The sequence below is a fragment of the Paenibacillus sp. FSL H8-0280 genome (assembly GCF_045040665.1).
Taxonomy (GTDB): Bacteria; Bacillota; Bacilli; order Paenibacillales; family Paenibacillaceae; genus Paenibacillus; species Paenibacillus xylanexedens_A.
On record NZ_CP150296.1, the window covers coordinates 6,353,944 to 6,374,072 of the forward strand.

19 protein-coding genes are annotated in these 20,129 nt (G+C 47.0%); 5 read left to right on the forward strand and 14 right to left on the reverse strand.

All coding sequences use genetic code 11. The features are described from left to right. Window positions 1–524: 524 nt before the first annotated feature. Both ychF and MHI12_RS27720 read right to left on the reverse strand, forming a co-directional pair. Window positions 525–1,625 (reverse strand): redox-regulated ATPase YchF, encoded by a 1,101-nt coding sequence (gene ychF, locus MHI12_RS27715; RefSeq protein ID WP_017691917.1) that lies wholly within the window; start codon window positions 1,623–1,625, stop codon window positions 525–527. A gap of 192 nt (window positions 1,626–1,817) precedes the next feature. Beyond that, window positions 1,818–2,288, reverse strand: a complete 471-nt coding sequence (locus MHI12_RS27720; protein WP_289390517.1) for an N-acetyltransferase — start codon at window positions 2,286–2,288, stop codon at window positions 1,818–1,820. A 214-nt stretch (window positions 2,289–2,502) separates the two neighbouring features. Between MHI12_RS27720 and MHI12_RS27725 the strand changes: the two genes are divergently transcribed. Continuing rightward, entirely contained in the window at window positions 2,503–2,940 is a 438-nt protein-coding gene (locus MHI12_RS27725) for a hypothetical protein (RefSeq protein WP_405170857.1), read from the forward strand. Between the two features lie 82 nt (window positions 2,941–3,022). On the opposite strand, the gene MHI12_RS27730 is transcribed toward MHI12_RS27725, so the two are convergent. From MHI12_RS27730 to MHI12_RS27785, 12 genes are all read right to left on the reverse strand, one after another. Further along, entirely contained in the window at window positions 3,023–3,193 is a 171-nt protein-coding gene (locus tag MHI12_RS27730) for an aspartyl-phosphate phosphatase Spo0E family protein (RefSeq protein ID WP_405170858.1), read from the reverse strand. Between the two features lie 291 nt (window positions 3,194–3,484). Continuing rightward, entirely contained in the window at window positions 3,485–4,828 is a 1,344-nt protein-coding gene (locus MHI12_RS27735; protein ID WP_405170859.1) for a transcriptional regulator, read from the reverse strand. A gap of 176 nt (window positions 4,829–5,004) precedes the next feature. Continuing rightward, window positions 5,005–5,802, reverse strand: coding sequence for a hypothetical protein (locus MHI12_RS27740; protein WP_405170860.1), 798 nt, complete (start codon window positions 5,800–5,802; stop codon window positions 5,005–5,007). 324 nt (window positions 5,803–6,126) lie between these two features. Further along, the gene (gene fni, locus MHI12_RS27745; protein ID WP_124116548.1) at window positions 6,127–7,194 is read right to left on the reverse strand and encodes a type 2 isopentenyl-diphosphate Delta-isomerase; all 1,068 of its coding nucleotides are present in this window, start codon (window positions 7,192–7,194) and stop codon (window positions 6,127–6,129) included. A 333-nt stretch (window positions 7,195–7,527) separates the two neighbouring features. Next, window positions 7,528–9,009 (reverse strand): phytoene desaturase family protein, encoded by a 1,482-nt coding sequence (locus MHI12_RS27750; RefSeq protein WP_405170861.1) that lies wholly within the window; start codon window positions 9,007–9,009, stop codon window positions 7,528–7,530. Next, the gene (locus MHI12_RS27755) at window positions 9,006–10,154 is read right to left on the reverse strand and encodes a glycosyltransferase (RefSeq protein WP_405170862.1); all 1,149 of its coding nucleotides are present in this window, start codon (window positions 10,152–10,154) and stop codon (window positions 9,006–9,008) included. Before MHI12_RS27755 ends, MHI12_RS27750 begins: the two co-directional genes overlap by 4 nt. Before the next feature lies 1 nt (window position 10,155). Continuing rightward, on the reverse strand, window positions 10,156–10,917 hold the full coding sequence (locus MHI12_RS27760; RefSeq protein ID WP_405170863.1) for a lysophospholipid acyltransferase family protein: 762 nt from the start codon (window positions 10,915–10,917) through the stop codon (window positions 10,156–10,158). Beyond that, the gene (locus tag MHI12_RS27765) at window positions 10,886–11,653 is read right to left on the reverse strand and encodes a carotenoid biosynthesis protein (protein WP_405170864.1); all 768 of its coding nucleotides are present in this window, start codon (window positions 11,651–11,653) and stop codon (window positions 10,886–10,888) included. The genes MHI12_RS27760 and MHI12_RS27765 overlap by 32 nt, the downstream gene beginning before the upstream one ends. After that, a complete protein-coding gene (locus tag MHI12_RS27770; protein WP_405170865.1) occupies window positions 11,653–12,525 on the reverse strand; it encodes a phytoene/squalene synthase family protein in 873 nt (290 codons plus the stop codon). The genes MHI12_RS27765 and MHI12_RS27770 overlap by 1 nt, the downstream gene beginning before the upstream one ends. Beyond that, the gene (locus tag MHI12_RS27775) at window positions 12,522–13,985 is read right to left on the reverse strand and encodes a phytoene desaturase family protein (protein ID WP_405170866.1); all 1,464 of its coding nucleotides are present in this window, start codon (window positions 13,983–13,985) and stop codon (window positions 12,522–12,524) included. Before MHI12_RS27775 ends, MHI12_RS27770 begins: the two co-directional genes overlap by 4 nt. Continuing rightward, a complete protein-coding gene (locus MHI12_RS27780; RefSeq protein WP_405170867.1) occupies window positions 13,982–15,532 on the reverse strand; it encodes a phytoene desaturase family protein in 1,551 nt (516 codons plus the stop codon). Before MHI12_RS27780 ends, MHI12_RS27775 begins: the two co-directional genes overlap by 4 nt. Before the next feature lie 264 nt (window positions 15,533–15,796). After that, a complete protein-coding gene (locus MHI12_RS27785) occupies window positions 15,797–16,741 on the reverse strand; it encodes a MerR family transcriptional regulator (protein ID WP_405170868.1) in 945 nt (314 codons plus the stop codon). A gap of 267 nt (window positions 16,742–17,008) precedes the next feature. Here MHI12_RS27785 and MHI12_RS27790 point away from each other — a divergent pair, with 267 nt between their 5' ends. The 4 genes from MHI12_RS27790 to MHI12_RS27805 all read left to right on the forward strand — a co-directional run bounded on the left by MHI12_RS27790 (window position 17,009) and on the right by MHI12_RS27805 (window position 19,886). Beyond that, entirely contained in the window at window positions 17,009–18,484 is a 1,476-nt protein-coding gene (locus MHI12_RS27790; protein ID WP_405170869.1) for a phospholipase D family protein, read from the forward strand. A gap of 126 nt (window positions 18,485–18,610) precedes the next feature. After that, window positions 18,611–19,234: a TetR/AcrR family transcriptional regulator gene (locus MHI12_RS27795; RefSeq protein WP_405170870.1), complete on the forward strand. Its 624-nt coding sequence runs from the start codon at window positions 18,611–18,613 to the stop codon at window positions 19,232–19,234. Next, window positions 19,231–19,572: a multidrug efflux SMR transporter gene (locus tag MHI12_RS27800; protein ID WP_017691902.1), complete on the forward strand. Its 342-nt coding sequence runs from the start codon at window positions 19,231–19,233 to the stop codon at window positions 19,570–19,572. The genes MHI12_RS27795 and MHI12_RS27800 overlap by 4 nt, the downstream gene beginning before the upstream one ends. Further along, window positions 19,572–19,886, forward strand: coding sequence for a multidrug efflux SMR transporter (locus tag MHI12_RS27805; RefSeq protein ID WP_017691901.1), 315 nt, complete (start codon window positions 19,572–19,574; stop codon window positions 19,884–19,886). The genes MHI12_RS27800 and MHI12_RS27805 overlap by 1 nt, the downstream gene beginning before the upstream one ends. Window positions 19,887–20,129: the final 243 nt, after the last annotated feature.

Consider the following 20,129-nt stretch of genomic DNA (forward strand, 5'->3'; position numbering starts at 1 on the left):
GTATGATCGACGTATAACATCGCTACAACGTCATCAAATCCTTTACTTTTAAAGTGATATCAAGAAATTGTGTACCCTGTATGAAACCCGCTTCAGTTCATCTGTTCAAGCGCGAATTTTAACGTGGTATACGACTCTTAATTATAGCATATTCTTATGGTTCTGAATAGTAACTGTTCCGCAGGCGGATGAACTAATTTTTGGTGCTGCAAAATACAAAATAAAATTGTTGTTCGATGTTGTTCCGAAATGTAAAATAAACAAAAGCCACGATGCGCTAACATCGTGACTTCTCTAACAAAGGCCGGTGGGCGACCACGGCGAATTTCAATCAAATGAATGAAGAACCACCGGATTGCAAGGCGACCAACCTAATCCCGGTGGTTTTTCTTGTTCCGTGCTACTTTCCACGCACTGCATAAGGCTATTAACCCCACTGCAAAACTCTAAGTCAAAGACCCCACGAACTTCACGAGAAGGTCGCAGGGTCATGTTATTGAATCTACATATAAAGGTGTAACAACCTATACGTTGAAACGGAAGTGCATAACGTCGCCGTCATTTACAACGTACTCTTTACCTTCAAGACGAAGTTGTCCACGCTCTTTGGCACCGTTCATGGAACCCGCTGCAACCAGATCGTCGTAGGAAACCACTTCTGCACGGATGAATCCACGTTCGAAGTCGGTGTGAATGACACCCGCTGCGCCAGGCGCTTTGGTACCTTTACGGATTGTCCACGCACGAACTTCCTGTACACCTGCTGTGAAGTATGTGTACAGACCGAGCAATTTGTAAGCCGCTTTGATCAACAGGTTCAGACCGGAATCCTCGATACCGAGTTCTTCCAGGAACATTTGTTTATCTTCGCCTTCCAGCTCAGAAATCTCTTCTTCAACCTTTGCACTGATTGGCACCACTTCTGCGTTCTCAGCAGCTGCGAATTCTCTTACTTTTTGCACGTAAGCATTGTTCGCCACGTCGCCGATTTCGTCCTCAGCTACATTGGCTGCGTACAGAACAGGCTTCAGGGTAAGCAAGTGCAGATCGCGCACGATCAGAAGCTCATCATCCGTAAGTTCCATGCTGCGTGCCGGCTTGTCATCGTACAGAACAGCCTTCACTCTCTCCAATACTTCTACTTCTTGAGAGGCAGTCTTGTTGCCGCCCTTCATGTTTTTCTTGGAGCGATCGATTTTCTTCTCAACACTCTCGATATCGGCCAGGATCAGCTCCAGATTGATCGTCTGGATGTCGCTTACCGGGTCAATTTTACCATCGACGTGTGTAATGTTCTCATCTACAAAGCAACGTACCACGTGTACAATTGCGTCTACTTCACGGATGTGGGCAAGAAACTTGTTACCAAGACCTTCGCCTTTGCTCGCACCACGAACAAGACCAGCGATATCTACAAACTCAAACGCCGTTGGTACTGTTTTCTTAGGTACAACGAGTTCTGTCAGTTTGTCCAAACGCTCATCTGGTACTTCAACGATTCCCACGTTAGGGTCAATTGTACAGAACGGATAGTTTGCCGATTCGGCACCTGCTTGTGTAATTGCGTTAAACAACGTAGATTTTCCGACGTTCGGAAGCCCTACAATTCCTGCTTTCAAAGCCATGTATATGACAACTCCTCATTGATTACTTGTTCGGTATGGATAATCCTATACATTATATATGACAAACCTCAAGGCATCAAGGAACTTCGCCAATTCGACCAGAGTCCCATACGCTTCCCGAAATCCCCGGTTAATGCAGATAATTCGTTTTGCGCAGATCTTAAGTTTTGCCTAGAATATCCGCTATTAGGTTTACCCTTTGATTTCCTTGTACATGGTTAGATCCGTTACCTCATATCCCATCTTGCGATATAGGCTGCTCGCCCGCACATTATGTCCAAAGACATGCAAACCAATGCGATCCACGCCAAGACTCAATGCCGTCTGTTCAAGCGCCTGCATCGTCTCTGTTCCGTATCCCTTACCACGGTGTGCTTCTTCAACCACAATATCCAGCAAAAAAGCATCTTTTCCACGACGATTATCCGTGATATTAAACCAGATATACCCCACATTGCCGTCCACAGGATGCACCAGATTGTAGAGATACGCTCCGGGTGTGTTCAAGCCTTCTGGCAGATAACGTTCATAAGATTCCTCCGCCAGTTGCTGCGCCTCTTCCTCAGCCCAGGTGCCCGCTTCTACTTTTTCCTGTGCAAAATCCTTAATCGATCGAATGCGAAAACTCGCATAATCTTCCTGATTCATTGGAGAAAGTTTCAACTTTTTCCCCTCCTTATTTCGAGTAATCTTCATTATGTATGATCTCTGTGCAATCCTTTTTGCACTACTAGTATCTTATTGTATCCTGTTCTCCCGCTTAGCGCATGAAGTTATTCTGACGATTCGAGCTTCAATTTCATATTTATCCATTTTATTTATAACTTTTGATCTCTTCCCATCGTTTATACCTCATGAAGGAAGGGAGTGGATCATATTGAACACACGTCGCCGATTCTCCAAAAAGAAAATAATTATCTTGTCTGTTATCGTACTCGTGATCGGCATCGTCGCTTTTAGAAGCTTTCTGAATGCAATCGATCCCTTTCGCCACTTAAGGATCACGATCCATAATCAGTCCGACTATGACCTCACCAATATTCAGGCTAGCCTAGTCCAAGGCGACAACTCGTTTAACAACAACAATGAGAATGGCTCCACCTACGTATTCAAAAAAGATATTCCCAGCCGAGCAAACGTGAAATTCGCCCCGCAGCTGAAACGTTCCGGGGAGGGGGTCGTCTCCTTGGTGTTTACGGACAGTCGCGGAAAAACCTATAACAAAACAGTTTGCGGTTATACCGAATACTTGTCCGGCAATTCCTACGTCACTGTAACCAATGAGAATATCACCGTGAAAGATGAATGTATGTAATAACGATACTTCGCTCTGTGGACTTATGTTAAAATATAGGGGCGAGCGACCCGCCAAAGTTTCTCGCCCAAAGTCGATTGAATTATTCAATCGGCTTTTTTATTTTAACCTGATTGTATTGATTAATTAGATCATCCAGGACCATAGATTGCTGTATAACATGAGGATGAAGCAGATCTCCATAGTCCACCTTGAGTTGATAGAGCTTTTGTCTCGCTGCTTCGATCTGCAACTTGAGCTCACCACAATCCATATTCACCCCTCCCTGTTGTAACATTCTAGTCTATTCTGCTAATTAGTAGGAAATCAGGCGAACTCCAACACGAAAAAGCTCCCTTCAAAGTAGACAATTCACCATTCTACTTGAGGGAGCAGCTCATATTAATTTCAGAAACGCTGGTTAACTTCCCATGCCATGGCCATTAGTCGTCATGATTACTGGACGGTCTTTTTCAACGGGGATGGGTTGAGTTATAGGTACAACTACGCCTACTGCGATACTGCATGTAACTATCAATACTGCCAATTTCATCTTCATTCGTCATCAAACCTCCCGAATCATTCTTTTATATCGTAGTTTAGCTTCTTCAACTGCAAAACACCGAAATTCTTCAAATATTTTTATACACTCTAGAATACTATCTTTATTCTTAATTTTAATTACAAAATCCAAACCGTTAAGAATCAACTCAAATCCTCTGTTATAATCTTGATGTTTTAAATAGTATGTACCTAGGCCCACAAGCAAAGTACCATATTGATCATTCGTAAATTGCTCGCTGATTTTTCCAATACGACTGCTCTGTTCTTGGTAGATAAAATAAGAGTCATACGCTTCAAGAACTGAGTCAATGTTGATATCAAACCGATTTGCCGCATTCACAATTGCACATAAAGCAGGGAAGATTTCGTTCTCTCTCTCCGAGATGTAGTTCATATAACTTGGAATAACCTCTGTTTTACCTGACATTAATTCATATAGATAACAGTTGCCTTCTGCCCATTCCTCGAACTGACGAATAACAACGGTTTCCTCGTCACTCGGATTATTTACCCAGCTATAATCGGTGTACATAGATACATATTGAAGTGCCTTTTCATATTCTTCATAGTAGAAACAAGCTTCTCCAAGCGCTAAATATGCGTACAAAACGTAAAAAACAATCTGCTTTTTGGGTTTAGCCTCGGGCTCTTCAGATGTTACCCCTAATTCATAATGGATCATTGCTTTTAGTTTTAACTTGTCAGCAAGATTCTTCACCTTATCCCATCGGCGTAACGAAGCATACACATTAATCAAATCGTTCAATCCATCCAGCTGGTAGTGTTCATCAAGCCGATCTACAAAAAACTCAAACTGCGTTGCAAGTGTAAGATTGCTCAACTGATCCTTGGAAAGCCCGATTGTGAACAAACGATACTGACTTAGAGCCAACCGTTCAGAATGTTGCATTTTCTCACCCTCGGCTACACAAAGGTACAAGGGCTTGGCCGCTTCCAACTTCCCTTCACGATATAACTGTTCAGCCAACTCGAACAAAAGCGGCGCATAGGAAAGATTATCCATAATTAGATTAACGGCTTCTTCCATATAATCGACCTTACCGAGTTCGGCACAACGGTATAAAAAAGGCCCAAGTCTTCGCCAATCCGGGCTTGTATGTACAAAACACTCATGTATGTATAATTCATAGAAGTAACCCTCTGTTAAACCCATCCCGGCAGTAAGTCGATCCAACTGCTGCATGCCAATGGTACGCAGCCCGTTCAGCGTACCACTCAACGTCCCTGAGTTGATTCCCGATATCTCAGAGAATTGATTGAGTGTCATATGGTTCGTTTTTAAGTAGTCTGCTAAATGATCACGTATTGTGGCTACTGAGTTCAAAGGTACACCACCTTTCCAAGCAAAATTAAGCAATGGTCAATTAAATAATACTATATTTTTGAATTTAATATCAATATTTTACTTGTAAATAATTTACTTTCATTTAAATTCAACATATCTATTATCACATTAAAAAAGCCGAACGATATTACGCTCGGCTAGTTAGCATTCTATTATTATTTGCTGATTAGAAGCATCTGAGACAGAAAGACATCTGTTGTTGAAAGAAAAAAGACATTTGGAAAATACTTAGCCAGCTTCTTCATCTCTATACTATCCATAACCTCTTCTTCCCTCCAACCCACACAATAACATATAAAATAAGGAGCTAAGGCTAGTTGTAGCTGAACAAATTCAATAAATTTCATTTCTTGTTGAGTAACTTCTAAATCACAGATTTCTGATGTATTCGGCCTATACTGGTAAGTGACATAAGGAGTGTGAATCAATGCTTGCCCTCTTACCCTACTTAAAAAGAACAAAATAAATGGATTTAAGCGCCCCTCTGTATACAACGTATGATAGCCATCGTATACCTTCTTCATCGAATCTGGATTTGATAAAGTAATCTGAATATGAACCTTCCCGTTTTTGTATGCAACTCGTAGAGAGTCGAAAAGCGTAAGTAGCTTCATGACCAGTTTTTCATTTAATTGACCTTCTAACTCTGGATAGTGTAGTTCTCCTACATACTTGGGTTGGTTGGTCCCCGCTTGAAGTTCACCCTGATAGATCATATAGAATTGGAACAAGGCAAACTGTATATCCACATTAGACAAAATAACTTCTTTTAAATCCTGCTTTTCGAATACAATTTCGTTAAATGCCACTCCACTATCTAAAATTTTTCTAACTACTATCATGTTTTCTTGAATAGAATAAACCTCTTGCTTCAATACTTCTTCATGCTCTGGATCACTATACAAGGTATTGAGACCACCACTATCTATTTTAAAAAGAGTTTTTTCAATCATATCAATTGACTCCTTACAAACAATATAGTTTTTAAGCAAAAGGCGTGTAGCTGTCGCCACACGCCGAATATATAATACTTGTACTAGAATTAGAAATAATGTTCCCAATCAAAGAATACATCAGCATTCGACCAACCGCCAGTTAATTTCACAGTCGCGTATCCCTCAACCATAATCATGCTAGTGTCAAAATTAATTTTGCACTTTCCTCGGTAATATTCACAGGGAGTGTGTAAGGATCCGCAACCTGCATAAAGTAATAACCATTGATTGAATCATTCAAGCACGTGCACAAACGGGGGAGCAAGTGTTTCTTACATAAAGTTAACGCCGTTCCACCAGACGTGTTGTCTGCTTCAAATCCTCAATCTGACCTGCACCAATGCCAAACATGACAGTACGAAGTTCAAACTCAACCTGTTCCAGCCGCTCATTCAGCGCATCATCGGAAGCTACTGCGGATTCGAGAAGAGATCGACCAAAACCAGCGAGATCCGCACCGAGCGCGAGGGCTTTGGCCGCATCCACGCCAGTGTGTAGTCCACCGCTGCCGATCAGGGCACCAGTAGGATTCAGCGCTCGTACTTCCTGAATACACTCTGCTGTGGGAATGCCCCAGTCGGCAAAAGCTTCCGCTGCCGCCCGGCGTACCGGGTTATTGTTGCGGTACTTCTCTACCTGCACCCAGCTTGTACCTCCAGCCCCGGCTACATCGATAAACGCGACACCCGCTTCATATAAGCGTTGAGCCGTCACACCATCGATGCCAAAACCTACTTCTTTTACGCCAACAGGTACGTCTAGCTCACGACACAAGTTCTCAATCCGTTGAAATAACCCGCTGAAGTTAGTATTACCTTCCGGCTGGAAGACTTCCTGCAACGTATTCAGATGAAGCACGAGCATGTCCGCACCCGCAATATCTACAGCACGCTGGAAATCAGCTGTTGTGAAACCATAGTTCAACTGCACCGCACCCAGGTTGGCAATGACCGGGATGTCCGGTGCCCAGCGCCGCACATCGAAGGTACTTGCGAGTTCCGGCTGTTCCACGGCAGCCCGGATCGAACCTACGCCGAGCGCCCAACCTCTGGCGTTCGCTACTCGGGCGAGGCGCTCATTGATCGCGCCCGTTGTTTTGCTTCCACCCGTCATCGAACTGATGAGCAAGGGTGTGCGTACTTTTTTGCCAATAAACGAAGTCTCCAGATGCACCTCTTCAAAATCCAGTTCCGGCAGTGGATGATGACGAAAAGCATACCGCTCCATGCCGCTGGTTACCCCTTCTCCTGCCACATTCTCCTCAAGACAGAGGCGCACGTGTTCCAGCTTCCGTTCTCCCGTAGCCACTTCGGGAAGCAGCCGTTCGCCGGCTCGCTCTTGTTCATTCATGATGAGACCTCCTATGTGAGAATCGTGCGGATCGACAGGATAACCTGCCCGTTCCTTGCTTCTATGTATATACGTCTTTTGCAAAAGACAAAAACATCAATCCTATAAGCATTGCAGCTCAGCAGTTTAACTCTATCCAGTATAACGTTCCAAACCATCTATTGAAAGGATGCCCCGACACCAAATGTCTCACTTAAATCTCGGAGCACCACTATCTTATGTCTACTCAAAAACACGGATCATCTGTCGCACCTTAAAAGCTGGTTAGCACGGACGATGCACACGTAAATGGATCAACAGAACACATTTCACTCCATCATCCGCACAACGAACTTATCTCAAAATTTCAGATGCTAACTGCTCACCAACAAGCTGCCCGGACAACGTCACAATCGGGGTCCCACCGCCTGGATGCGTGGTTCCGCCCACGTACCAGAGTCCTTGTACATCTTTGCTTCGGTTGCCCGGTCGCATGAAGGTCTGCTTCACGGAGTTGGACGAGATGCCGTAGATTGAACCTTGATGCGCCAAGGTATCCCGTTCGATATCTCGCGGCGTGTATCGGATCAGCACATCGGATTGGTTCAACCCGGTAATTCCCCGTCCCGCCAACTGTTCCAGCACAAATGCTCCATAACGTTCCGTCTGCTGCTCCCAATTCCACGAATCTGACAAGTAGGGAGCATTGACCAGAATGAATAGGTTACTGGCTCCCGCCGGGGCCATGCCTGCTTCCGAATAACCGGAATAACAGATGTAAATTGTGGGATCAGCAGGCATTTTACGTTCACGGAAAATATGGTCGAACTCCGGTTCATAACGTTCCGGGAAAAACACCGTATGGTGCAGCAGTGCATCATATTGTCTTCGCACACCTGCCAGCGTCACAAATCCCGAAATGGATGGCTCATACTTCCGTATGCGAGCATCGCTCATCTCTTTCCGATGTTCCGGTGCGAGCAGCAGTCGATTCACGCTAAGTACATCGCCATTGGCAACCACCTGATCGGCTTCGCGGAAACCTTGATCTGTATCCACGCCAGCCACTTTGCCATTACGAACAACAATCTGCCGGACCTCTGTGCCGGTAATGATCTGTACACCTTTTTCCCGAGCCAGACGAGTCATTCCTTCGATCAGTTGATAGGTTCCGCCTTTGACCCCGTAGATGCCCACATCTGCTTCCACATGACCCATCATGGCAAAGATAGAAGGCGATTGATACGGCGATGATCCCACATAGGTTGCGTACCGCCCGAACATAGCCAGCGTATGCGGATGCTGGAAATACGACCGCAGCAGCTTATCCAGCTTCACCGTTGGCCGCACGCGGAGCAGACTGCGCAGCATCTGAAGATTGTATTTGTCAGAAGGAGACAGTAACAACTTACCCAGAAAATGACGATTGGCTTCCGCATACAGTGCAGCAGACTCATCCATAAACGCATCATAACGAGCCGCATCCTCCGGACTGTACGCCGCGATCTGCTCCTTCATCCACCCACGATTACCTGACAAATCTACCACTGTGCCATCTGCGAATATATTACGCGTGCGCGGTTCTAACTCATATAACTGTACGTAGTCTTCCATCGCTACACCCGCGTGATCAAACACTGAGCGAAAGGTGGATGGCATTGTAATCGTGCTCGGTCCCCGGTCAAAATGATACCCGTCCCGCTCAATCTGTTGCAGCTTGCCACCTACGTGTTGTTGCCGTTCCAGAATGGTCACCTGCACACCTTGTGAAGCCAGTCGTATCGCACATGACAGACCTCCGAATCCTGCACCGATAATAATGACGTTACCTCTCAACTGTACCGCCTACCTTTCCATACATACCCCTTGCCGGAGCGACCTGCCTGCCAGGAAGCGAGTCCGATGGCAATGACACAGGCCATGCTGACCGGTTGCAGAAGGGCCAGCCACCACGGTTGTCCACCAGCATGATCCGCTACTCTTTTCACAGCCATACCTAATAAAGTTCCTATCAATCCATACAGAATGAACATCGAACTGCCCATCAGGAGTCCAATAATCAAGCCCAGCGGAGGCACAATATACATCAGTGTATATATCAACATCGTGCCCAGCAGCAGTACGTCTTTGCGTCCCATACCTTCGTACATGTTTTTCTTGTATCCATTCCATACTTCAGCACCGTTCTGATACATGCGGGTATTCGTTACGTCATGCACGTCTGTCAGCATCACCGGATGACCTGCACGCTTGACCGCTTTGGCAAGACTCATGTCATCCACCAGATGCGCCTGAATGGCAGCATGACCGCCGGATGCTTCGTAACTGGAGCGATGAATCAGCAAAAAAGCCCCCGTAGCGGCCACAAACATCGGACTGGATGATCTGCGTATCATGAAAATGGGCAGATGACTGATGATGGTGAAGACCATCATCGGTACAACAAGCTTTTCCATCCACGTCTTCGTTACCTGATAAGGAAAACCGGTTATAAGCCCCCCGCTCTGCTCACACCCTGCCGCAAGCGTCTGCCGAATGGCACTTGGCTCCAGACGCACATCCGCATCCACGAACATATACCATTCTCCCTTGGCCTCCTGAACCAGCCTGTGACACGCATGGGATTTCCCCATCCATCCTTCGGGAAGATCAACGCCATGCAGCAGACGAACACGTGCATCGCGATCCGCAATCGCTTGTACCATGGCCGCTGTCTCATCTTCAGAGCGATCATCCAGCACCAATAATTCCATCCGGAATCCCGACGTATCGCTCGCGAGCACACTTTCCAGACATCCTTCGATATGTAGTCTTTCATTTCTGGCTGGAATCAGCACCGAGACCAGCAGGTCTGGTGGCTGTATTCGGTCTACTCGGAATGAACGTACTTTTGGCAGACAGGAGACATTCCATAGAGCAAACAGCAACTGTATGCCCAATATGCATGTAAGCACAATCCAGAAGATTTCAGATGCATTCATGCTAACGGTTCACCCGCTTTCGTGCCGCATCGTATTTTTCACTTGTCGAACGTACATGACGAATCATCGGAAGCGCATCTGGCAAACTTCCCTGCCCCATCCGTACAAGTGCTGATCTATGATCGTCTAACTGCTGTTCCAACACATGGCCGAGTCTGGCGGCAATCTCTTCACTCTTCAACGCCTTCCAGTCTTCTAGCACAGGCGGGCCTGCCTGCATCGATATTTCCGGTAGATCATGCTGGACCATCCCATGGCACAAGGTTACCGGTACGGCGATGGCATTCGGGGAGCGACGAAGTAGCAATCCGATGCCTGGACGGAACCGAATCGGTCTGGCCTCCTGATGCAAAATTTCTCCTTGTGGAAAAATCCAGACCCTTTTGCCCGAATCCAATAGTTCACTGGTGTACTGTAGAGAGGTCCGAATACCAGACGCACTCTCCTTATTGATCGAATACGCACCCAATTTACGAAAAAAAGCATATTGCTGAAGCTGTTGCTCCTCCATCATCACATAATGATCTCCCCGCGATGTCTGCCTGGCCGCATGATAGAGCAGCAGACCATCCCACCAGGAGCTGTGGTTCATGAAATAGATCACCGGACGAGTCGGTTCAATCGGGGAGTTGTCCCTGATGTCCACCTGCGGGTCCAGTGACCCTGTGAGCGTGAAGGAGCGGAAGCGCCGACGTAGCAGATAATAGTGATTGTATAAGGCAAAAATATAATTAAACGGTTTTGATTTTACGGCGCGAATCATAGAGCCAGCTCCCTTCGGCAAGAAGCACACCAGCAATGGCGATGATAAAGCTGCCTGTAATCCCTTCCTTTAGAGCAAGCAGGCCGAACAGAAGAATAAACAGCTGATACAGCCATTTTGCACGCAGCAAGGTGCTACGGTCATTAGGCATGGCCGGAAGGAAGAGGGACAGGAATGCACCCATGATAAACCAGCTTATGTAATTGGTCCACGGAACACCGTAGAAACCACCTGGAGCTTGCCATTCCCAGAATCCTCTCGCATGTGCAACAGGGTCGAGTACCAGATCAAGAACAATCGCCCAGAACCCGGTCTTCACTGCTCGAAGCAATTTGCCAGTCCAGGTTGAACCACCGCCACTTAACAGCGCCGAGTTACCCACCACTGCGATCCAGGCGAAACCCAGCGTAACTGGCACACTGAACAGATGAATCCCGAAGAAGTCTGAGTAAGCATACTCACCAAAAGGCCAGTGCGTATGCACTCCTACCCACTCTACGCCCATACCTCCAAGCCAGATGATCACAGAGGATATCCAGAGTCCGGGTTTCAGCCAGATGACTGACTGGTCGGACAGGCCTGTCCGATTACGCCCTTGATAGATCAGATCCAGCACATACAATGCATAGAAGATTAGAAATAAACCATTTGAAAAAGATAATACGTCAGGCACACCGATCGTTAGCATCAAGGTTGCTCCAATGACATACCACGCCCAGTAAAGCCACTGGATCATCAGGATACCGCCGTTCGGGAGGCTTGATAGGCCAGCATCGGGTAACGTTTCACAATCGCACCCAGCATCTCCAGTTTCAATTCATCGCTAACATATGCCCGTTTGGTATATACGTCATAGTCGTTGCGTTCAACCGCGTGTAGAATGGTGGAGTAAAAGGCTGCTGCCAGCTCGATGGAAAACGCACTTTCTGTTGGGTACGTATCCAGACGATCCATGCCAATACGGAACCAGTTCAATGCTGCAGCTTTTAATTCATGAACAATGGCAATAAAACGTTCGTCCACGATTCCGTCTTCAAAGTCCTGCTCGGTGTAACCATGCTTCTCCATGATCTCCAGCGGAACATACCGACGCACTCTGGCCCGATCTTCACCAACATCCCGAATAATATTAACGATCTGCATTCCTTTACCCAAAGCAATCCCGTTCATGGCTACTTCTGCGCCATTATCATCCCGCAATACAGGCAACAACATCTCGCCTACGGTTCCGGCCACCAGATAACAGTAATGTTCCAGTTCCTGCATCGTTGTATAATGTGTCACTTTAAGATCCGTGAGCTGCCCTTCCATCTGGCGGAAAAATGGCCCCTTATCCAGATGAGAAAAACTGCTGAACAACCATCTCAGTGCGGGCCAGATAAAGTGTCCTTCCGCATCGTCCAACTGATCAAACAAGTCATGGATTTCGTGAATTGTATAGGGCGAATGCTCCGGCTCGTCTACACTGTCATCAATCATGCGGCAGAAGGCATAAATGACATATACCGCTTCCCGACGTGGACTAGGCAGCCCTCTAAAGGCCTGATAAAAAGAGGAAGAACCCTTTTGCATCAACTCTTCACACCTGCTCAAAATCGCTTCATTCATGTTCCCATCTCCTTCATGAGTTGATTGACGGCCATACGTGCACTCTGCATAACAATCGGCACTCCGCCACCTGGATGTACAGATGCTCCTGCGGCATATAATCCCTTTATATTAGGGAATGGTTTGGGTTGTGGTCGGTATACACCGGACTGGAACAACACTGGCGCAATGCCAAAGCTTCCGCCCCCATAGAGCCCGTCTCGCTCTGCGTCAGCGGGTGTACGTACCTTTTTCCACTTGATCGCTGCACGAAGTCCCGGGAATCCCCGTTGCTCCGCTTCTTCCAGTACCCGTTCTGCCAATGCTTTACTCTCCTGATCCCAGTCGACACCTTCGGCATCTGGCACGGGAATGAGGAAATACAATACACTCTGTCCTTGAGGTGCTGCAGTTTCATCCAATACGACCGGATTAAATACGTAAAATGAGGACTTTGCCGGAATGCGTCGCTGATTGAAGACTTCCTGTAAACTACCTTCTAGACTCGGTGGCAGGAAGAACTGGTGTGTCGTAGCATCTTCCCAGGTTTTGTCCACGCCCACATAGAGCAATACACATCCGGAAGAGGGACGATACGGTTTTCTTTTCCGAGCTACCTCTGGGGATTGACCCAGCAAACCCGAAAGATGGGGGAAATCGCCATTGTAGATAACTGCATCCACATTTTCTGCGCCTGCTGCCGTTTCTATACCTTCACACACACCATTTTTTATGGTGAGCCCGGTCACTTCCGAATTTAGCACGACACGTCCACCACGTGATATCAGTTCCTGTTCCAAAATAGCCGGCAATGCTGCATATCCACCTTTGACCATCCAGATGCCATATTCATGCTCTGCGTAAGGCAAAAGAGAATAGATGCCTGGCGTCCCAAACGGTGATCCACCAATGTATAAACTTTGCAGTGAGTATGCATCGAGCAATTCCTCGTGCTCAAAATAATCGCCTACCGCTTTCCGGACACTTTTGTGTGCACGCAATCTGCCCATGAGGGACATGAGAGAAGGTGTGAAGAAATCCCTTTTGCGCGGAAAAGCCCTTTCCAGAAACGCTGCCCGTCCTGCCGGAAACAACGTGTCCATATCTTTCATGAACCGTGTGAATCCCCGGCTCTCTCCTGGGAACAAACGTTCAATCTCCGCCTTCTGCTCTTCACGTGACGTCATCTTGGTCATGACACGACCACTGTGGTAGTGGACTCTGTATAGCGGATCACAGCGAAGCAGCTCAATCTTCGAACGATCTACACCTGCCTCCTCCATGATGCCAAGTAACATCTCAGGCAGAAGCACAATGGTCGGCCCCTGATCGATCCGATACTCGCCTTCCTGCTCATATCCAATGCGTCCGCCAACGCGGGAACCCCGTTCATACACGGTGACATCCCACCCTTGACGGTTCAACAACAGTGCCGAAGTGAGTCCGCCAATCCCTGCGCCTACAATAGCGGCCCGCTTCATGAATGTCCTCTGGCTTCTGCCGTTTTCACATAAGAGGATGGCTTGGAACGCGTTCTAGCGTCCTCTTCCTGGATCAATCTGACACTGATCCGTGCCGATTCGAAGATCGTTGGCAACCCGCTGCCCGGATGTGTTCCACCGCCTACCAGCCATACACTTTTCAACTCTTCAAACTGGTTATGGGGACGCAGATACATCATCTGACCCAAATTATGGGCCATATTGAACGTTGCTCCGCGGTAGACATCCAGTTCATTTTCCCAATCGAGTGGAGTGAACAACATGCACTCTTCAATGCGGCTGCGAATGTCTGCCAGCTCAGGAATGCCTTCCATACGTTTCATCATGGCCTCTTGCACATTCTCCCGTTCTGCCTCCCAATCAATGTCTGCGGTAAGGTTAGGCGTAGGCATAAGAACATACAAAGCAGATTTCCCTTCCGGTGCCAGCGTCGAATCAAGTCTGGAAGGGTTATGAATATATAGAGATGGATCGGCTGATAACATTTTATGCTTTGTAATCTCATCAACGTTTAATCGGTAGTCCTCGGGAAAATAAACCGAGTGATGCGGCAGGTCCACTTCACCATCCACGCCCAGATACAGCATTGCTGTCGAGCAGGAATACTTTTTGCGTTTCATTTTCTCCGGGGTATATTTCTTAAGCACGCCTGGTTCGAACAGATGATTCACCGCATGTGCAAAGTCGGCGTTCACCACCACATGGTCCGCATCGATGCGTTCACCGTTCTCAAGCAACACACCTTCTGCACGGCCATTGCGAACGATGACCTGTTTCACCGGGGTGGAAGTATGTATGCGTCCTCCGTATTCTTCCACGACATCGGCCATGGCTTGGAAGATCCGATTCACGCCGCCAATGGGGTGGAACAATCCGTAGTGATGCTCAATAAACGATAATATGGTAAAGGTACCCGGACAATCCCAGGCAGACATGCCAAGGTATTTGGATTGGAATGTAAATGCCCAGCGTAGACGCTCATCTGTAAAATAGCGGGACAAGATTCCATAGACTGTATTGTGGACATCAAGCTTGGGTAGAGCTGTTACCGCATCCTTGCGCAGATAGTCAGTCAGCTTGCCAAAAGGACGACGGAGCAGAGGCATGACTTTGCCAAACTTCACTTCTTCTTCTTGCATGAACCGAAGGTAATTGTCCTCATTGCCCGGAAACAATTCCTTAATCTGTGCAGCTGTGTCTTCCCGATTACGAGAAGGCGTGAACACCTTATCACCAAAGTTCAGTGCGTACAGTGGGGTTAACTCTTTCATATGCACATAATCGGATAACTTACGTCCCACCACGTCGAACATCTCTTCAATCAGCTGAGGCATCATCAAAAATGTAGCACCCCGGTCGAATCGATATTCACCCAGTTCCAATCTGGCAGAACGCCCCCCGATGACTGGCTGTTTCTCATACACATCTACCTCGTACCCCTGACCGGACAATAACATCGCTGCTGCAAGTCCACCCGGACCTGCGCCAATGACAGCTGCACGTTTGCGTTGTTGATTTGGTATCATGCCACTCACCTTTCTATGTAGGGAAATCCTATAGTTCTCTAGCCCCTAACCTATTATTAAACCGCCCAAGAACACTTCAAGCGGTAACTAGCAAAAACATTATACAAATATAATACAAATATTATACGACCTTGTAAACCAAAAAATGACCCGTCGGTCAAAATGCCTGGTAATCCATTTATAAACACAAAAAACACCCTTTGATCACTTTCGTCAAAGGATGTCCTTTATACACTAACCTATTCATATCATTTGAGATTATGTTTAATTATTGGCCTGTCCGAACCGTGCACCAGGTGATCGCTCGGAGAGATATTCACGCTCCATCCACGACTGCCAGTCCGCAGAACTCTCCGGCATAATCCATTGCGGATAACGCGCATGCTCTGCACGCTCATAGCCTTTACCTCCAAGTACAAAGCGAATATGCGGGAACTCGTTCATAATACGCTCGACGAGCTGATCACATTTTTCAAGAAGCTCTGGACTTGTGATCGACAGGCAGACCAACTTGATCTTTTGCTCCCGGATAATCGGGAAGATGCCTTCTTCTGGCGTGTTCGCACCGAGATACAGTACTTCTGCTCCATTTTTACGCATAAAAAGAGAGAACAGCAGCAATCCGACCTGATGGTGCTCCCCTTCCGGACACAACGCCAGAACTTTGGGCAAATGCGGATAGATCGGGAACAGATGGAAAAACTGATAAAACCGCTGTGATATCAGCTGTGTCATGAAGTGTTCCTGAGCCACCGAAGCCCTGCCTTGCTCCCATGCATCTCCAACCCTAACCAGAATGGGTACCAGCACATGATAGAACATCGAGTCATATCCATACATGGTGAAACCAAAATCAATCAGACCATTGGCACGTTCACCCTGAAAGTTGTAGAGCGAGTCATAGATCTGATCTGCCATGCGTGCGTAGGCTTCTTCCATCGTAGGCACCGGAGCCATGATCGGCGTGGGTATAGCTTCGGGCGGATTTAATTTGTTTACTTTCAGCATCCGTACCGCTTCCGAAATATTGGTCTGATGCAGCTCAACCTGTTCTTTCAACCAGCGCAGATCCGCAACATTCTCTTCGGTATACATTCGATAACCCGATTCCGTCCGTTCAGGGGTGACCGCACTATACCGATTCTCCCAAGCCCGGAGCGTCACCGTCGGGATACCGAGCATGGCAGCGACTTGTTTGATGGAATACACCTTATTACCCACTTTCTTTCCTAAATGTCCAGATTTCACAGGTTATATCATTGGTTCCCCGTCCTTGTCAGGCATATGAAAACCCTAACATTCTACAAAAATAATACACTCATTATACACAACGCTCAGACACCTGTCGATTGCATCCTGCCAATTTTGCCATATGCATTTTAACGCTACATTCCTTATGCTGGTGGGTTCTCCTGCGTCAACGTTATCATCCGTGTGGTAATAGAAGTCAGCAAGTACAGAAGGGGGAGTCCACCGTTGGTCTCATTACGCCGCCATACATCAGACCGCAAGTCTTCACGCGGCAAATTTCCATACATACGAACAGGAATCGTCCTATTGGTCCTATGGCTCATCGCCGTCATGCTCTATCAAACCTACAAACCATTACCAGCGGGCATTTCCTACGAAAGTCCGGAGTATCGTGTGGATCAAGTCGAGTTCCTGCATGACCTCACTTATCCTTCCTCCGACGGACAGATGGAGCACGAACAGCAGATTTTCCAGCGCATGATGCAAATTGTGGAGGAAGCAGAGCAGTTTGTCCTGGTGGATATGTTCCTGTTCAATAATTATCAGCACAAGGGACAGAACTTTCCTCCCGTGAGTACTGAATTCACCGAGGCTCTGGTCGCCAAAAAAAATCAGCATCCTGATATGGATATCTGGTTCATTACAGATGAAGTAAATACCAACTATAACTCAGCACCCAATCCGTTACTGGAACAAATGAAACAAGCAGGCATTCATGTGGTCATCACGGATGTGGACCCTTTGCGTGATTCAACTCCGGTATACTCTGCGGTCTGGCGGACCTTCTTCCAATGGTTTGGCCAATCCGGAGATGGCTGGATCAAAAACCTGATGGCGACGGATGGTCCAGATGTAACTGTACGTTCCTATCTCAAGCTGCTTAATGTGAAAGCCAATCATCGCAAAGTTGTGGTTAGTGAGAAGAAGGCGATTGTCTCTTCTGGCAATATTCATGATGCGAGTGCCTACCACTCAAATATTGCATTTGAAGTAACAGGTCCAATCATTGGCGATATTCTTCAGTCAGAGCAAGCTGTTCTCGACATCTCAGGCGGAGGCCAGGTTCCTGCCTACACAGCGCCTTCCACGGATTCAAACACGGGAGATATACGAATACGTTATTTAACTGAAGGCAAAGTGAATGACGCTGTACTCCATGAGATCAATCAGGCTGGCAAAGGTGATACCTTATGGATGGGCATGTTCTATGTGGCCTCTCCGAAAGTATTGGAAGCCCTGCTGGAATCCGCAAAACGAGGAACCGAGATCCGGCTTGTACTGGATCCAAATGAAAATGCCTTTGGTCAGGAAAAGATCGGCATTCCGAACCGTCCTGTCGCTGCAGAATTGCATGATAAATCCGACGGTAAAATTCAGATCCGCTGGTATAACACCACCAAGGAGCAATACCATACCAAGATGATCTATCTTGCCAAAGCAACCGGGGATCATATTGTCCTCGGGGGTTCAACCAACTTCACACCACGAAACATGAATGACTACAATCTGGAGAATGATCTATGGGTTGCTGCTCCTCCAGACAATAAGTTCACGCTTGATATCGCGAATTATTTCGAGCGTATTTGGAATAATGATGATGCGGAGTTCACGTTAGACCTGGATGAGTTCCAGGAGAAGACTACGTTTTTGAAAGGTATCTTATACAAGCTGCAGCTGATTCTGGGTCTTACGACCTTTTGATCAGAAACCACATCCATACCTGTTATATCCGCTTGTACTCTACTGTGCAGGCGGATATTTTCATCTTGACAGGCAATGTGAAGTGTGAAAATATAATTACCTAACGACCGTTAGGAAGGTGATTGAATGACTGCACAATCCATTCGGGATGCAGCCCTGTTCCATTTTGCGAGAGATGGCTATGAGGGGGCTTCTCTGAGAGCTATTGCTGATGAAGTCGGGATTAAAAAACCGTCCATATATGCACATTTTAGCTGCAAGGATGACTTGTTTTTACACACCCTGGCCTTTGCTTTTCACGAGGTAAAACGGCACACACTGGAATATTTCCGTGATCATGCGGATCTGCCATTGGAGCAGAGGCTGAAAGGCTTGTTGATCTGGTTCGAACAAGAATACAATGCCCATGCTTCGGCTCGTTTGATGTTGCGCAATTGTTTCTACCCACCACTTTCTCTGTATAGCGAAGTGATGGATCAGGTGTATCCGTTTATCGATGGCATGGAACGTGCTCTGAATCGTCTGCTGCAACGGGCAATGCGTAATGGAGATATACCGACCATCCCCGCGGAACAGGCTGCCATTGCATTTATGACGTTCCTCGACGGCATTACCGTAGAAATAATCTATGGAAGCTCACGTCGGTACAAGAGACGGTTGGAAGCATCCTGGCCTGTCTTTTGGCATGGCATTCATCATTTGAACGAAGAGGCACAAAGCGTTGTGCCGGAAGGAGATTTAACAACATGAACCGCAACTGGTTATATGTATTTATCGGTGGAATTATTGAGATTGTCTGGGTAAGCGGGCTAAAACATGCCTCGAATGCCTGGGAGTGGACTTTGACGGGGATTGCCATCGTGATCAGCTTTGGACTGATCATTGCCGCTTCCAAAAGGTTGCCTGTAGGTACGGTGTATGCCGTCTTTACGGGAATTGGTACGGCGGGTACCGTCCTTACGGAAATGGTACTGTTTGGTGAGCCATTCCGCTTGGCCAAAGTATTGCTCATCGGGCTGCTGCTCTGCGGCGTAATTGGACTGAAGCTGGTTACGGATCAGCAAGAAGCCAAAGGAGGTGCAGTATAATGGCTTGGATGGCAATTGTAGGTGCAGGGATATGTGAAATTTTCGGCGTAATCGGTATTAATGGTGCTTCCACCAAGAAAGGATGGCCATACATCGTACTGATGCTGGTGTCGTTTGTGTTCAGCTTCTCGTTGTTGTCCTACGCCATGACGTCCATTCCCATGGGCACAGCGTATGCCGTGTGGACGGGGATCGGAACGGTCGGCAGTACGTTAACAGGCATGTTCCTGTTTGGTGAACGGAAAGAAGCGAAGCGTATTCTGTTTATTGCGATGATTTTGGTGGCAGCCGTTGGTCTGAAACTGATCACATAATGGAACAACTGAATTACACTTTATATCTCCGATTGCAGTACCACTTTCCGATCGCTGTTATCCCCAGATTTCTTTAATTCCCTTTGAAGAGGGATAAATCCGGTGATAAAGGCGAACACTTCGTTTCTTCAAGTTGGTTCTGCAATCTCCGTTATCGTGTAATTCTTAGCTTCCATTATGATATCTATTAAATTCTGTAATATAAAAAAAGACGACTTCGATCAGGAAGTCGTCTTTTTTGGG